General features: G+C 68.9%; 12 protein-coding genes. 9 read left to right on the forward strand and 3 right to left on the reverse strand.

The window, feature by feature from the left end; translation table 11 throughout:
• Positions 1 to 54: 54 nt before the first annotated feature.
• Positions 55 to 969, reverse strand: coding sequence for a LysR family transcriptional regulator (locus SY91_RS31270; RefSeq protein WP_011549245.1), 915 nt, complete (start codon positions 967 to 969; stop codon positions 55 to 57).
• A 149-nt stretch (positions 970 to 1,118) separates the two neighbouring features.
• Between SY91_RS31270 and SY91_RS31275 the strand changes: the two genes are divergently transcribed.
• From SY91_RS31275 to SY91_RS31295, 5 genes are all read left to right on the forward strand, one after another.
• On the forward strand, positions 1,119 to 2,243 hold the full coding sequence (locus SY91_RS31275) for an NAD(P)/FAD-dependent oxidoreductase (RefSeq protein ID WP_023476736.1): 1,125 nt from the start codon (positions 1,119 to 1,121) through the stop codon (positions 2,241 to 2,243).
• Positions 2,236 to 2,535, forward strand: coding sequence for a (2Fe-2S)-binding protein (locus SY91_RS31280; protein WP_023476737.1), 300 nt, complete (start codon positions 2,236 to 2,238; stop codon positions 2,533 to 2,535). The genes SY91_RS31275 and SY91_RS31280 overlap by 8 nt, the downstream gene beginning before the upstream one ends.
• The gene (locus SY91_RS31285; RefSeq protein ID WP_043887790.1) at positions 2,532 to 3,968 is read left to right on the forward strand and encodes an NAD(P)/FAD-dependent oxidoreductase; all 1,437 of its coding nucleotides are present in this window, start codon (positions 2,532 to 2,534) and stop codon (positions 3,966 to 3,968) included. The genes SY91_RS31280 and SY91_RS31285 overlap by 4 nt, the downstream gene beginning before the upstream one ends.
• Before the next feature lie 40 nt (positions 3,969 to 4,008).
• Complete coding sequence (locus SY91_RS31290; protein ID WP_006481129.1) at positions 4,009 to 4,791, forward strand: ABC transporter substrate-binding protein; 783 nt, start codon at positions 4,009 to 4,011, stop codon at positions 4,789 to 4,791.
• 279 nt (positions 4,792 to 5,070) lie between these two features.
• Positions 5,071 to 5,982, forward strand: a complete 912-nt coding sequence (locus SY91_RS31295) for a LysR family transcriptional regulator (RefSeq protein WP_011549250.1) — start codon at positions 5,071 to 5,073, stop codon at positions 5,980 to 5,982.
• Positions 5,983 to 6,201: 219 nt separating this feature from the next.
• On the opposite strand, the gene SY91_RS31300 is transcribed toward SY91_RS31295, so the two are convergent.
• Positions 6,202 to 6,618, reverse strand: a complete 417-nt coding sequence (locus tag SY91_RS31300) for an SRPBCC family protein (protein ID WP_023476739.1) — start codon at positions 6,616 to 6,618, stop codon at positions 6,202 to 6,204.
• 17 nt (positions 6,619 to 6,635) lie between these two features.
• On the reverse strand, positions 6,636 to 7,655 hold the full coding sequence (locus tag SY91_RS31305; protein ID WP_023476740.1) for an aldo/keto reductase: 1,020 nt from the start codon (positions 7,653 to 7,655) through the stop codon (positions 6,636 to 6,638).
• Between the two features lie 334 nt (positions 7,656 to 7,989).
• Here SY91_RS31305 and SY91_RS31310 point away from each other — a divergent pair, with 334 nt between their 5' ends.
• From SY91_RS31310 to SY91_RS31325, 4 genes are all read left to right on the forward strand, one after another.
• Complete coding sequence (locus SY91_RS31310) at positions 7,990 to 8,331, forward strand: DUF4148 domain-containing protein (RefSeq protein ID WP_023476741.1); 342 nt, start codon at positions 7,990 to 7,992, stop codon at positions 8,329 to 8,331.
• A 311-nt stretch (positions 8,332 to 8,642) separates the two neighbouring features.
• Positions 8,643 to 9,824, forward strand: coding sequence for an efflux RND transporter periplasmic adaptor subunit (locus SY91_RS31315; RefSeq protein WP_234621743.1), 1,182 nt, complete (start codon positions 8,643 to 8,645; stop codon positions 9,822 to 9,824).
• Complete coding sequence (locus SY91_RS31320; protein WP_023476743.1) at positions 9,821 to 13,012, forward strand: efflux RND transporter permease subunit; 3,192 nt, start codon at positions 9,821 to 9,823, stop codon at positions 13,010 to 13,012. Before SY91_RS31315 ends, SY91_RS31320 begins: the two co-directional genes overlap by 4 nt.
• A complete protein-coding gene (locus tag SY91_RS31325) occupies positions 13,009 to 14,403 on the forward strand; it encodes an efflux transporter outer membrane subunit (RefSeq protein WP_124591814.1) in 1,395 nt (464 codons plus the stop codon). Before SY91_RS31320 ends, SY91_RS31325 begins: the two co-directional genes overlap by 4 nt.
• The last annotated feature ends 98 nt before the right edge of the window (positions 14,404 to 14,501 follow it).

Raw genomic sequence — 14,501 nt, forward strand, 5'->3', positions numbered from 1 at the left:
GGCACGCCCGACGGCGTCGGGCGCGCTCGCGACGACTCCCCTCCCTATTCCCGCTTACATGTCGCGCGGCGCCCGCATCCGCGCGAACGCGTCACGCAAATCCGCGCAGAACGCGTCGCCGATCATCGACAGCGGCTGCGACGCGGACGTCACCAGATAGAAGTGATCGGGCACGGCCGGCTCGAACGGCTTGACGGCCACGCGATGCCCCGCATATGCGGCCGTCACCGGATCGATCAGCGCGACGCCGGCGCCGTTCGCGACGAACGCGACGATGGTCTGCGACAGTTGCGCCTCGATCGACAGCACGCGCGACACGCCGGCTTCGACGAATACGCGATCGATCGCGCTGCGCGCCTCGAAACTCGGCGGAAACGAGATGAACGCTTCGTCGCGCAGGTCGGCCGGCCGCACGACGCGCTTGCGCGCGAGCCGATGCCCACGCGGCACGATGCAGCGCATCGCGCTTTCCGCGAGCCGCTCGCCGCGCACGGCCGGATGCGGGACGGGTTCGGCAATCAGCCCGACATCGCATTGCCCCGACGCGACCTTGTCGACGACGGTGGACGCACTGTGCGCGAGCAACGTGATGTCGACGCCCGGATGCGCATGCGAGAAACGCGTGACGAGCTGCGGCAGCAGGTCGAGCGCGACGGCCGGCGAGCCGGCCACGCGCAGCGTGCCGCGCCGCATCGCGCGGATCTGCTCGGCGGCCTGCGCGACGCGGTCGAGGCCGACGAACGCGCGTTCGACCTCCTCGTACAGCACACGTGCCTGCGCGGTCGGCGTGAAGCGCCCCTGCTGCCGCTCGAACAGCACGAAGCCGACCCGGTCCTCGAGATCGGCGATCAGCCGGCTCACGGCCGGCTGCGAGATATGGAGATCGCGTGCCGCACGCGTGACGGTATGGCGCTGCATCACTGCGCGAAACGCTTCGATCTGACGAATCCTGAGCGAGGGCGTGGTCATAACACTGGATTATGGGTCGTTGATCAAGCTGTATTGGACAGCCCATTTTGCCTGCCCGAACATCGGTTCCGCAACGTATTGAAAGCAAGGAGCCGCGCCGCCATGGGATATAACACGCAACCGCCTCACCCGCGACACCGGAGCCGCGCATGACCGTGCGCCGCTTCGACGTCGTCGTGGCCGGCGGCGGTCTCGTCGGCATGGCCATCGCATGGGGCATCGCACGTCTCGGCCAGCGCGTCGCGGTGTGCGACGGCGACGACATCGCGTTTCGCGCGGCGCGCGGCAACTTCGGGCTCGTGTGGGTGCAGGGCAAGGGCGGCCGCTGCCTGCCGTATGCGCGCTGGTCGCGCGAATCGTCGGCGCGCTGGCACGCTTTCGCCGCGCAGTTGCGGCGCGAAACGGGCGTGGACTGCGCGTTCGAGCGTCCGGGCGGCATCGAGCTGTTCGAGCATCGCGCGGAACTCGACAGCGCGACCGACCTGCTCGAATCGCTGCGCCGGCAGGAAACCGCGCTGTCGTACGAGGTGCTCGATCCGGCGGCGCTGCGCCGGCGCGTTCCCGCGGCGTCGCCGTCGCTGGCCGGCGCGCTGTGGTCGCCGAACGACGGTCACGCGAATCCGCTCACCACGCTGCGCGCGATGCTGCAGGCGTTTCAGCAGTGCGGCGGCGTCTATCTGCCGCGCAGCGAAGTCGCCGAGATCCGGCCGCGCGCCGGGCGCTTCGAGATCGACACGCGCCACGCGCAGCTCGAAGCCGGGCGCGTGGTGCTCGCGGCCGGTCTCGACAACGCGCGGCTCGCGCCGATGGTCGACCTGCGCGCACCGATCTCGCCGCTGCGCGGCCAGATCATGGTCACCGAACGCCTCGCGCCGTTTCTCGACTATCCGACACTCGTCGTCCGGCAAACGCCGGAAGGCTCGGTGCTCCTCGGCGACTCGGCCGAAGACGTCGGCTTCGACGACGGCCAGACACGCCCCGCGATGGTCGACATCGCCCGCCGCGCCCGCACCGCGTTCCCGGCGCTGGCCCATGCGCGCATCGTGCGCGCATGGGGTGCGCTGCGCATCATGACGCCCGACGGCCTGCCCGTCTACGAGGCGTCGGCCACGTACCCCGGCGCGTTCATCGCGATCTGCCACAGCGGCGTGACGCTCGCGGCGACCCACGCCGATCTCGTCGCGCCGTGGATCGCAGGCGGCGCCGCGCCGGCCGACCTGTCCGCCTTTACCACCGCGCGCTTCGACGCGCCCACGGAAGCCCGGCATGTTTGAATCCCTCATTCCCGCCGCCGCGATGCTCGAGCGCGTGCGCATCCATATCGACGGCACGCCGCACGACGTACCCGCGCATTACAGCGTCGCGGCCGCGATGCTCGCCGCCGGCTCGGCCGCGTGCCGCACGAGCGCCGTGAGCGGCGCGCCGCGCGGCCCGTTCTGCATGATGGGCGTGTGCTTCGACTGCCTCGTCGAAATCGACGGCGTACCGAACGTGCAAGGCTGCATGACACCCGTTGCCGACGGCATGCAGGTCCACACGATGCACGGCAAGGCGAGGCTCGCATGACGCGCCGCCAGTGCGACCTGCTGATCGTCGGCGCCGGGCCGGCGGGAATGGCGGCGGCGACTGCCGCGCATGCGGCCGGCTTGTCGGTCGTCGTCGCGGACGAAGGGCGCGCGCCCGGCGGCCAGATCTACCGCAACGTGGCCGATGCGCCGCCACCGCTCGCGCAATGGCTCGGCGCCGACTACACGGCGGGCCGCCCGCTCGTCGACGGCCTGCTCGCCAGCGGCGCGCATTACCTGCCCCGCAGCGTCGTGTGGCAAATCGCGTTCGAGCCGGCGCCCGTCGCGATGCTCACGCAAGGCGGCCCGGCGCGCGGCACGCTCGAAATCGGCGCGCGCGCGGTGCTGATCGCGACCGGCGCGCAGGAGCGGCCGTGGCCGGTACACGGCTGGACGTTGCCCGGCGTGATGGGCGTCGGCGCCGCGCAGACGCTGCTGAAGGCGTCCGGCCTCGCGCCGTCCGCCGACGCCGTGCTCGCGGGCAGCGGCCCGCTGCTGTGGCTGTTCGCCGCGCAATTGCTGAATGCCGGCCGGCGCGTGCGCGCGCTGGTCGACACGACACCGCGCGATGCGTGGCGCCGCGCGCTTCCGCATGCGCTACCGGCACTGCGCGGCGCCGACTATCTGCTCAAGGGCTGGCGCATGCTGCGCGCGGTGCGCCGCGCCGGGATTCCGGTGTATCGCGGCGCGACCGACGTCCGCATCGACGGCGAAAGCCGCGCCGAACGCATCCGCTTTCGCGACGCAGACGGCATCGTGCAAACACTCGACACGTCGCTCGTGCTGCTGCATCAGGGCGTCATTCCGTCGACGCAGCTCGCGCGTTCGCTCGGCTGCGCACACGAATGGGATGAATCGTCGGCATGCTGGCGGCCGCAGTGCGACGCGCGCGGCCGCAGCAGCGTACCGCACGTGTGGATCGCGGGCGACGGCGCGGGCATCGGCGGCGCGCGGGCGGCGGCACTCGCCGGCGAAGTGTCGGCGCTCGACATCGCCGCGCGACTCGGCGCGCTCGACACGCAACGACAGGCCGCACGCGAACGCCCGGTGCTGCGCGCGTTGCACCGCCACCTCGCGGTGCGCCCGCTGCTCGACGCGCTGTACACGCCGCCCACCGCGCTGCGCCGCCCCGACGACGACACGATCGTGTGCCGCTGCGAGGAAGTCGCGGCCGGCGAGATCCGCCGGCTCGCGGCGCTCGGCTGCCAGGGGCCGAACCAGATGAAGGCGTTTACGCGCTGCGGCATGGGTCCGTGCCAGGGACGCTGGTGCGGCACGACGGTCGGCGAGCTGATCGCCGACGTGCAGCAGCGCGGCGTCGGCGACGTCGGCCACTACCGGATTCGCGCGCCGATCAAGCCCGTCACCGTCGGCGAGATGGCCGACGCCCTCGAACTGTCGAACGATTTTCAGCGCGGCGAATTTCCGAGCTGACGCGCACGCCCACTCTTCCCCACACGAACGGAGCCTGACCATGAAGACGCGCCTCACGATTCTCCTGTCCGCCGCCGCGATGGCCTTCGCGTCGCCGGCGTCGGCGAAGGAATGGACGACCATCCGCATCGGCGTCGACCCGACCTACCCGCCGTTCGAATCGACCGCGACCGACGGCAGCGTGAAAGGCTTCGACATCGATCTCGGCAACGCGCTGTGCGCGAAGCTGAAGGCGAAATGCGTGTGGGTGTCGAGCAGTTTCGACGGGCTGATTCCCGGGCTGCAGGCGCGCAAGTTCGACGTGATCCTGTCGTCGATGGCCGCGACCGAACAGCGGCGCCAGCAGATCGACTTCACCGATCGCCTGTACCGCAACCAGACGCGGCTGATCGCGCGCACCGGGTCGGGGCTGCTGCCGGACGCGGCGAAGCTCGCCGGCAAGCGCGTCGCGGTCGAACAGGGCACGGTCCAGGAAACCTATGCGCGCGAGAAGTGGGCGCCCGCGAAGGTCGAGGTCGTGCCGTATCCGAGCTACGACCAGGCGTATGCGGACCTCGTCACGGGGCGCGTCGACGGCGTGCTGATGGACGCCGTGCAAGGCCAGCTCGGGTTCCTCGCGACGCCGCGCGGCAAGGGCTTCTCGTTCGCGGGCGGCGTGGTGTACGACGCGAAGATCATGGGCAACGGCGATGCGGCCGGCGTGCGCAAGGCCGACACCGACCTGCGCGACGCGCTGAATCGCGCCATCGCGCAGATTCGCGGCGACGGCACCTACAACACGATCCAGGCGAAATATTTCGACTTCGACATGTACGGGAACTGACGGCAGCGCGGGCTCGGTTTCGCTCGTGTGACCCATGCGAGCGCGACGTCTAGCCGTCGCGCCGCAGCCGGTTCGCGCGGGCCAGGCGTGAACATCCCGCGCTTTTCTCCGTCGATGGACGGTCTTCGCCGACTTTCGTGCTGACGCAGCTTTCGCGGCGGCGATGGTCGAGGCTCACGCGTTTCTCCTGGTGCGGCAGGAAAGTGAATCCGGCCCAGGTTGCACGAATAAGTCCGAATGGGACATAATTCATCAATATTGAGTCCCATCAGGTCTGACATGCTCGACATCCGCCAGCTTCAATATTTCATCGCGGTCGCGGAAGAGGAACACGTCGGCCGGGCGGCCGAACGCCTGCACATCTCGCAGTCGCCGCTCAGCCGCCAGATCGCGCAGCTCGAGGAAAAGCTCGGCCTGACGCTGTTCGAACGCAGCCAGCAGCGCATTCGTCTGACGCGTGACGGGCGCACGTTCCTCAGCGAAGCGCACGCGTTCCTGCGCCATGCGAACCGGCTCGAATCGCTCGCGCGCCGGCTCGGCCGCGGCGACGAAGGCGGCCTGTGCATCGGCTACCTGGAAACGGCCACCCACTCGGGCGTGCTGCCGCGTGCGCTGAAAACGCTGCGCGCCGAGCGCCCGTCGGTGCATATCGCGCTGTACAACTATCCATCCGCCGCGCAGCTCGAAGGCCTGCGCGAACGCAGCCTCGACATCGCGCTCGTGACCGAGCCGCCCGCGCCGGACGATCCGGAACTCGATTCGACGATGGTGCTGAACGATCCGATGCTGCTCGCGCTGCCCGACGGACACCCGCTCGCGAAGAAGAAGACGCTGAGCGCCGACGATCTCGCCGCGCAGGCGTGGATCGGCGTCACGCAGCAGGAAAGCGCGCCGCGGCACGGCGCATTCGTCGCGGCCTGTGCGAAGGCCGGTTTTTCGCCGGACATTTCGGTGGAAGCGACCGAGCCGCTCGCGGCGCTCGGGCTCGTCGCCGCCGGGCTCGGCGTGACGATGATCCAGCAAAGCCTGCGTCACCAGGTGCCGGAAGGCGTCGTGCTGCGCGAGCTGCCGTGGTTCAGCTACCGCACGCCGCTGTGGGCCGCATGGCACAAGGTCAACCTGCGGCCGCTGGTCGGCATCTTCCGCGAGATCCTGACCGGCGAGGAGGTCGTCGCGGCAGCTGGAAAATGAAGCCATGAACACGCGAAGCGCCGTTGCATCACGGCGCGTTGCGCACCCGCAGCGAGTGTGCCGATTGCTTTGCAACCCTGATCTTCGTCGTACGATGCGCGATTCCCGATCGACGCGCGCCACAGGTGCGCCAACGCCTTCGCAGCCGGTCGAAACCGCGGCGAAGGCGTGGCCGGAGCCGGAAAGCCCGCCCCCATCGCACGATGCGATGTGCCGCCGTCAGGCCGTCGCGAAACGCTTCGCGAGTTCCGCGAGACCGTCTTCATAAATCCCGCGGAACAGCCGGACGGTTTCGTCGTCGGTCGCGCCGTGCGGCGTGAACGTGCCCGACCACTCGACCTTCGATGCGTTCGGGCCGTTCTCGCGCACGCGCAGCGTGGAGCGATAGTTCACGACCGGGAACGGTGCTTCGAGAATCGCGTACGTATAGCTGCGTTCCGCTTCGTCGAACGCGACCAGCCGCTCGACGATCGCGTCGCCCGCCGGGTTCGCGAGACGCCGCACGCGCCCGCCTTCGCTCAGTTCGCTGGCCGGAATGTACGACAGCCAGTCGGGCAGTGCGCCGAAGCCGCCGATCAGTTGCCAGACCGTGTCGGCCGACGCCGCGATCTCGATACCTGCATGGGCCTGTGCCATGTCATCACCTTTCAGGATCAACGATCGGTCGGCAGCGGCGCATTGGCCGCAATCAGACCTTGTTCACGCATCTCGCGCCAGAAGTCGGCCGGAATCGCCACGTTCAGCGCCGCCTGGTCTTCCGCGATCCGCTCCGGACGGCTCGCGCCCGGAATCACCGCGACGGTGGCCGGATGCGACATCGAGAACTGCAGCGCGGCGGCCTTGATCGGCACGTCGTAACGCGCGGCGATCGCCTTGATCCGGTCGACCTTCGCGAGAATGTCCGGCGACGCCTTCTGGTATTCGAAGTGCGTGCCGCCCGCGAGCACGCCCGAGCTGTACGGGCCGCCGACGACGATCCCGACGTTCTGCGCGGCCGCCGCCGGCATCACGCGCTGCAGCGCGCGTTCGTGATCGAGCAGCGTGTAGCGGCCGGCCAGCAGCATGCCGTCCGGTTGCGGTTCGGCGAGGTCGAGCACCAGTTCGATCGGCTCGACGCGGTTCACGCCGAGGCCCCATGCGTTGATCACGCCTTCCTCGCGCAGCTTGCTCAGCACGCGGAAGGCACCCTTGCGCGCCACTTCGAATTGCGCGAGCCATTCGTCGCCGTAGAAATCCTGCGCGATGTCGTGCACCCACACGATATCGAGGCGGTCGGTGCGCAGGCGCTTCAGGCTGTCCTCGATCGAGCGCAGCGTCGCGTCGGCCGTGTAGTCGTTGACGATGCGGTTCGGCCGGCCGTGTTCGAACAGGCCGCCTTTTTCGCCGAGATCGCGCGCCGACACGTCTTCGATTTCGTCGAGGATCACGCGGCCGACCTTCGTGCTCAGCACGTATTCGTCACGCGGATGGCTCGCCAAGGCGTCGCCGAGGCGGATTTCCGCGAGGCCTGCGCCGTAGAACGGGGCCGAGTCGAAATAACGGATGCCGTGTTGCCATGCCGCTTCAACGGTGGCCGCGGCTTCCGCGTCGGGGATGTTGCGGAACATGTTGCCGAGCGGCGCCGTACCGAAACCGAGGATCTTGTTGCCGGGCAGCTTGTCTTCGAGACTCATGATTTTCTCCAGGGAGTAAAGGAAAGCGAGTTCAGTCTAGGGAAACGGGTTAAGTCTGTCCAAGACGGAATTCGACACACTTGAGTCCCGCGAGGTCTGATACAGGGATTTGCGGCCTGTTTCGAACACCGGCTCCGGCGCGGTGTTCGGCCGAGACGCCCGACCGGCAAGGCTGCCGACCGAATCCACGTTCGATTCGTGACGCAGGATCAAAAATGATTTGGCGCGGCGGCCGTTTTTCCCGAGTGCCGGCGTACCTATATTGGCTGCACTCGCAACGACATCGACGTGGTCGACGGTGGTTGCGGCTCACTCAACCAGACAGGTACCCACGATGAAAACGCTCGTTTCTTCCACCCTTGCAGCACTGATCCTTTCCGCACCGGCGCTGTCGTTCGCGCAACAAGCCGACCATCCGCTGACCCGCGCCGACGTGAAGGCCGAGATGGCCCGTCTCGCGGCCGTCGGCTACACCCCGGCGCTGGATCACAACCAGTACCCGGCCGCAATCCTCGCCGCCGAACAGCGTGTGCGTGAAAACACCGTCGCGCAATCCGCCCCGAACGCCGCCCCGACCGCGGACAACACCGGTTACGGCAGTGAAGCCCGCACGAGCGGCGAATCCGGCCGCGCGATGATGATCAACGGCCGCAACTCGATCTATCGCGGTCATTGAGTCACGTCGGCGTGCAAGCAAGCACGCCTTTCGATACGCGCAACCGCTCGTCCATCCCCTCCGCATGGCCGGCCCGAATCGCCTGAACAGGCATTCGGGCCGCGCGTCGTCGCTGCCCTTGCGCTCCGTCGCCCTGCTCCGCGAAACCGGCTCGCGCGTGGCCGCCGCAGGCAGCGATTCGTGACTGCGCAGTACAAGTTCTTATGCCGCTTCATCCGTTTATCCGGCACGCGCCGCGCACGATACTTCGCACCGTCAGGCGCCACGCGCCCCACTCGCCATCTCGTACGCATATGAACCGATATCCAGGATTGAAGCGCATCGCGCGATCGGCCGCGCTGGCCGCCGTTCCGCTGGCCGCGCTCGTCGCGTTGTCCGGCTGCCAGTCGGACGACAAGGCCCCGGCCACGACGCCGAGCGTGATCGTCAGCGCGCCCGTCGCGCGCGACGTCAACGACGTCGACGTCTACACCGGCCGCTTCGAGGCGGTCGACACCGTCGACGTGCGCCCGCGCGTGAGCGGCTATCTCGACAAGGTCGCGTTCCAGGACGGCGCGACCGTCCGCAAGGGCGACCTGCTGTTCGTCATCGACCCGCGCCCGTACCAGGCGGCCGTCACCGCCGCGCAGGGCGCGCTCGAACGCGCGCAGTCGCAACTGAAGCTGAGCCGGCAGGATTTCGAGCGCGCGAGCATCCTGATCAAGACCGACACGATCGCGCAGAGCCTCTACGACCAGCGCAGGCAGGCGGTGCAAAGCGCGCAGGCCGAGGTGACCAGCGCGCAAGGCGCACTCGAACGCGCGCGGCTCGACCTGTCGTTCACGCGCATCGTCGCGCCGATGTCCGGCCGCATCAGCCGCAAACTCGTGAGCGAGGGCAATCTCGTGAAAGGCGGCGACAGCGACGCGACCGTGCTGACGACGATCGTGTCGCAGGACCCGATCGACATCTACTTCGACGTCGACGAGGAAAGCTACCTGCGCTATACGCGCGAAGCACGGAAAAGCGGCGGCAACGCGTCGTCGCGGCAGGTCGCGATCGCGCTGCCGGGCGACGTGCAGCCGTCGCTGACGGGGACGATGGATTTCGTCGACAACCGTCTCGACGACTCGACCGGCACCCTGCGCCAGCGTGCGCGCGTCGCGAATCCGGACCGGCGCCTGAGCCCTGGCCAGTTCGGCCGCGTGTATCTGTCGAGCCGCGTCGCGCACCCTGCGCTGCTCGTGCCGGATGCGGCGGTCGCGACCGATGCGACGCGCCGCGTGCTGTACTTCGTCGACGCGAACGGCACCGTCGCGATCCGCCCGGTGACGCCCGGCCGCCTGTACGGCAACCTACGCGAGATCGATGCGGGGCTGAACGCGGGCGATACCGTGATCGTCGACGGCTTCCAGCGCGTGCAGGCCGGCGACAAGGTCAAGGCCGTGCCGCGCGCGATCGAAGCGGCCGCGGTGGCCCGCGCGGCGAGCGGCACGACCGGGAGCGCGCAATGAACCTCGGCCGCCTGTCCGTCCAGCAGCCGGTGCTCGCGATCGTCCTGTCGATCGTGCTGACGATCGCGGGCGCGCTGGCCTATTTCTCGCTCGCGGTATCCGAGTATCCGGACATCGCGCCGCCGACCGTCGTGATCCAGGCGACCTATCCGGGCGCCTCCGCGGAAACGGTCTCGCAAACGGTGTCGACGCCGATCGAACTGGAAGTGAACGGCGTGGAAGACATGCTGTACATGTACAGCCAGGCGACGTCCGACGGCAGCCTGAACATCACCGTGACGTTCAAGCCCGGCACCGACGTCGACAAGGCGCAGGTGCTCGTGCAGAACCGCGTCGCGCTCGCGACGCCGCGTCTGCCCGAGCCCGTGCAGCGCAGCGGCGTGTCGGTACGCAAGTCGTCGCCGACGCAGCTCGGCACGATCTTCCTGTACTCGCCGGACCAGCGCTACGATCCGCTGTACGTATCGAACTATGCGATCCGCAACGTCGCGGACGTGCTCAAGCGGATCGAAGGCGTCGGCGACATCAACGCGCTCGGCGCGCGCGAATACTCGATGCGCATCTGGCTCGACCCCGAGCGCGTCGCGTCGTTCGGCCTGAGCCCGGCCGACCTGATCGCCGCGGTACGCGCGCAGAATACGCAGCTCGCGGGCGGCGTGGTCGCGCAGGCGCCGATCACGAACCAGGCGTTCCAGCCGAACCTGGTCTTCGAGGGGCGGCTCAAGCGCCCCGAGGATTTCAGCGACATCGTCGTCAAGCAGGGCAAGGACGGCAGGCTCGTGCGGCTGAAGGACGTGGCTCGCGTCGAAGTCGGCGCGCTCGCGTATGCGACCGACAGCTACATGCTGCGCCATCCGACGATCGCGCTGCAGGTGCTGCAGCAACCCGGCGCGAACGCGGTCGCGACGATGGCCGCGGTCGAGAAGAAGATGGCCGAACTGTCCCGCGACTTCCCGAAGGGCATCGTCTACAACATCGGCTACAACCCGACCGCGTTCATCGGCGACAGCATCCACGAACTCGTCAAGACGATCTACGAAGCCGTCGTGCTCGTCGTGTTCGTCGTGCTGCTGTTCCTGCAGGGCTGGCGGCCGTCGATCATCCCGATCCTGTCGATTCCGGTATCGCTCGTCGGCACGTTCGCGGCGATGGCCGTGCTCGGCTACTCGATCAACAACCTGACGCTGTTCGGCCTCGTGCTCGCGGTGGGGATCGTCGTCGACAACGCGATCGTCGTGGTCGAGAACGTCGAGCGGCACCTGGCGGCCGGCGCCGGGCCACGCGACGCGACGCTGCTGACGATGAAGGAAGTCGGCGGCGCGCTGTTCGCGATCACGCTCGTGCTGTGCGCGGTGTTCGTGCCGACCTCGTTCATTCCCGGCATCTCGGGCCAGTTCTTCCGTCAGTTCGGCGTGACGATCGCCGTGTCGACCGCGATCTCGTTCTTCACGTCGGTGACGCTCGCGCCCGCGCTGTCCGCGATGATGCTGAAAGCGCACGCCGGCGACCATGACGCACCCGCGCCGACCTCACGCATCGCCATGCTGTTCGCGCCGGCGATGCGCGTCGCGCGACGCTTCTCGAACGCGTTCAACCGCCTGTTCCAGCGCCTGTCCGATGCGTATGGCCGGCTGGTCCGGAAAGTCGTCCGGATCATCCCCGCCATGACCGCACTGTACGTGGTACTGATTGCCGCAACCGGCTACCTGCTCGTATCGAGCCCGAAGGGCTTCATTCCCGCGCAGGATCGCGGCTACCTCGTCGTGCTCGTGCGGATGCCCGACGGCGCGACGCTCGAACGCACCAGCGCGGTCGCGCGCAAGATCGAGGACATCGCGCTGTCGGTGCCCGGGGTCGCGCGCGTACCGGTGTTCTCCGGCGTCAACGCGGCGACCGGCACGAACTCGGCGAACAGCGCCGGCCTGTTCCCGGTGTTCCAGCCCTGGCCGGAACGCAAGGCGCGCGGCCTGACGATCGACACGATCGCCGCCGAGATGCGCAAGCGGCTCGCGACCATCACCGAAGCGTCGATCGTCGTCGCGATGCCGCCGCCGGTGCAGGGGCTCGGCAGCACGGGGGGCTTCGCGATGCGGCTCGAAGACCGCAACGGCCTCGGCACCGCCGCGCTCGCGAAGGCGACGCAGGATCTCGTCGCGGCCGCGAACCGCACGCCCGGCATGGTCGGCGTCTACACGCCCTACTCCGCGACGAGCCCGCAGGTGCACGTCGAACTCGACCGCGAGAAGGCCGAGATGCTCGGCGTGCCGAGCCAGGCGATCAACGATGCGGTCGAGACGTATTTCGGTTCGACCTACATCAACGACTTCAACATCGTCGGGCGCACCTATCGCGTGACCGCGCAGGCGGACTTGCCGTTCCGCGTCGGCGCGTCGGATCTCGCGCGGCTGAAGGTGCGCAACCGCGACGGCGAGATGGTGCCGATCGGCAGCGTGACGCGCATCGACGACATGCTCGGCGTCGACCGCGCACCGCGCTACAACCTGTATCCGGCCACCGAAATCAACGGCGATACCGCGCCGGGCCTCGGCTCGGGCTTCGCGATCAAGACAATGGAGACGCTGGCGAAGCAGGTGCTGCCGCCCGGCATTTCGTTCGAGTGGACCGATCTGTCGTATCAGCAGACCACGGCCGGCAACACGGGGCTGCTCGTGTTCCCGCTGTGCGTGCTGCTCGTCTACCTGGTGCTCGCCGCGCAGTACGGCAGCTGGAGCCTGCCGGTATCGATCCTGCTGATCGTGCCGATGTGCCTGCTGGCCGCGTCGCTCGGCGTGCGCGCGCTCGGCCAGGACGTGAACATCCTCACGCAGATCGGCTTCATCGTGCTGGTCGGGCTCGCCGCGAAGAACGCGATCCTGATCGTCGAGGTCGCCAGGCAGCTGGAGGCCGACGGCGCCGAGCTCGTCGAGGCCGTCGTCGAGGCATGCGTGCAGCGGCTGCGCCCGATCGTGATGACGTCGCTCGCGTTCATCCTCGGCGTGCTGCCCCTCGTGATCTCCGAAGGCGCGGGTGCGGAAATGCGCCAGGCCGTCGGCGCGGCGGTGTTCTTCGGGATGATCGGCGTGACGTTCTTCGGGTTGCTGTTTACGCCCGTGTTCTATGTGATGGTTCGCCGGCTCGCGATGCGCAAGACCGCTGTCGCAGCCGTCGCGACGGAGGCTGTGCAATGAAGTTCGTTCGACTCGTGGCCGCGCTGTCCGCGGCGGCCGTCCTGACCGCGTGCACGAGCGCGCCGGTCGCCACCGTCACCCCGCCGCCGCTGGCCGCGACCTATGCGAACGCGGATCTCGCGGCCGGCGGCCCGGCCGCCGACACCGGTGCGTGGTGGCATGGCTTCCGCGATCCGATCCTCGACCGGCTGGTCGACACCGCGCTCGCGAACAACCTCGACCTGCAGGCGGCCGTCGCTCGCATCGACGCGGCCCGCGCGGTACGGATCGGCGCGGCGTCGCAATGGTTCCCGTCCGTCGACCTGAATGCCGGCGCCGGCCGTCAGCGGCAGTCCGCATCGCAGGCGTTCCCGACCGATACGCCGACGACCGGCAACGCGTTCGACCTGAATGCGAGCCTCGCATGGGAAATCGACATCTTCGGCCGCATCCGCCAGGGGGTGTCGGCAGCCGACGCGGATATCGCATCCGCGCAAAACGATGCGGCGGCCGTGCGGATCGCGACGATCGACGAAACCGTGCGCACCTACGTGACGGTGCGCGGCCTCGAACAGCGGCTCGCGCTGGTCGAGGCCAACGCGTCGAGCCAGCGCGGCACCGAGGAATCGACACGGCGCCTGTTCGACGCGGGCGTCGTGCCGATCGCCGACGTCGACCGCGCCGCCGCGCAGACGGAAACGACGCTGGCCGAACTGCCCGCGCTGCAACTGCAGCGGCAGGCCGCGATTCACCGGCTGTCGATCATCACCGCATCGACGCCGCAAGATATCTATGCGCGGCTCGACCCGCCCGCGCCCGAGCCGGTGTGGACCGCCGGCGCGCCGGGCATCGGCACGCCGGCCGACCTGCTGCGTCGGCGGCCCGACGTGCGCGCGGCCGAGGCGCGCGTCGTCGCGGCCTATGCGCGCATCGGCGTCGCCGAGGCCGACCTGAAGCCGCACCTGCAACTGATCGGCGTGATCGGCGCGGCGATCGACGGTTTCTCGGGCGCGTCGCTCGCGCGTTCGCTCGTATGGATGGCCGGCGCCGGCGCGAGCGCGCCGCTGATCGACGGCGGCCGGCGCCGCAGCGTCGTCGCGTTGCGGCGCGCGCAGGCCGACCAGGCGCTCGCCGCCTATCGCACGGCCGTGCTGACGGCCGTCGGCGACGTCGAGACGTCGGTGGCCGCGACCGCCCGAAATCACGGCCGGACCGAACGCCTCGAGCGCGCGGTGTCGAATGCGCGGGGTGCGTATACGCAGATCAACCGGTCGTGGCGCAGCGGCGAATCGGCGTTCATCGATACGCTGGAAGTGCAGCGTGCGCTGCTCGCGGCCGAGGATTCGCTCGCACGGGCGCGCACCGAGGAAACGCTGAGCCGGGTCAGGCTGATGAGTGCGCTGGGGCAGTAAGCGCGCGGTTCGGGTTCGATCATGCGCGAAGGGCGACGGGTTCGATGTCATTCGAACCCGTCGCCCTTTTACGTGGCGTGAACCCGTGCGGGCGGCAT

The organism is Burkholderia cenocepacia (genome assembly GCF_014211915.1).
Classification (GTDB): Bacteria; Pseudomonadota; Gammaproteobacteria; order Burkholderiales; family Burkholderiaceae; genus Burkholderia; species Burkholderia orbicola.

Bases quoted from the DNA above. Each gene is read 5' to 3' on its own strand.
- SY91_RS31270 (WP_011549245.1), bottom strand. From the start codon at position 969: ATGACCACGCCCTCGCTCAGGATTCGTCAGATCGAAGCGTTTCGCGCA.
- SY91_RS31275 (WP_023476736.1), top strand. From the start codon at position 1,119: ATGACCGTGCGCCGCTTCGACGTCGTCGTGGCCGGCGGCGGTCTCGTC.
- SY91_RS31280 (WP_023476737.1), top strand. From the start codon at position 2,236: ATGTTTGAATCCCTCATTCCCGCCGCCGCGATGCTCGAGCGCGTGCGC.
- SY91_RS31285 (WP_043887790.1), top strand. From the start codon at position 2,532: ATGACGCGCCGCCAGTGCGACCTGCTGATCGTCGGCGCCGGGCCGGCG.
- SY91_RS31290 (WP_006481129.1), top strand. From the start codon at position 4,009: ATGAAGACGCGCCTCACGATTCTCCTGTCCGCCGCCGCGATGGCCTTC.
- SY91_RS31295 (WP_011549250.1), top strand. From the start codon at position 5,071: ATGCTCGACATCCGCCAGCTTCAATATTTCATCGCGGTCGCGGAAGAG.
- SY91_RS31300 (WP_023476739.1), bottom strand. From the start codon at position 6,618: ATGGCACAGGCCCATGCAGGTATCGAGATCGCGGCGTCGGCCGACACG.
- SY91_RS31305 (WP_023476740.1), bottom strand. From the start codon at position 7,655: ATGAGTCTCGAAGACAAGCTGCCCGGCAACAAGATCCTCGGTTTCGGT.
- SY91_RS31310 (WP_023476741.1), top strand. From the start codon at position 7,990: ATGAAAACGCTCGTTTCTTCCACCCTTGCAGCACTGATCCTTTCCGCA.
- SY91_RS31320 (WP_023476743.1), top strand. From the start codon at position 9,821: ATGAACCTCGGCCGCCTGTCCGTCCAGCAGCCGGTGCTCGCGATCGTC.
- SY91_RS31325 (WP_124591814.1), top strand. From the start codon at position 13,009: ATGAAGTTCGTTCGACTCGTGGCCGCGCTGTCCGCGGCGGCCGTCCTG.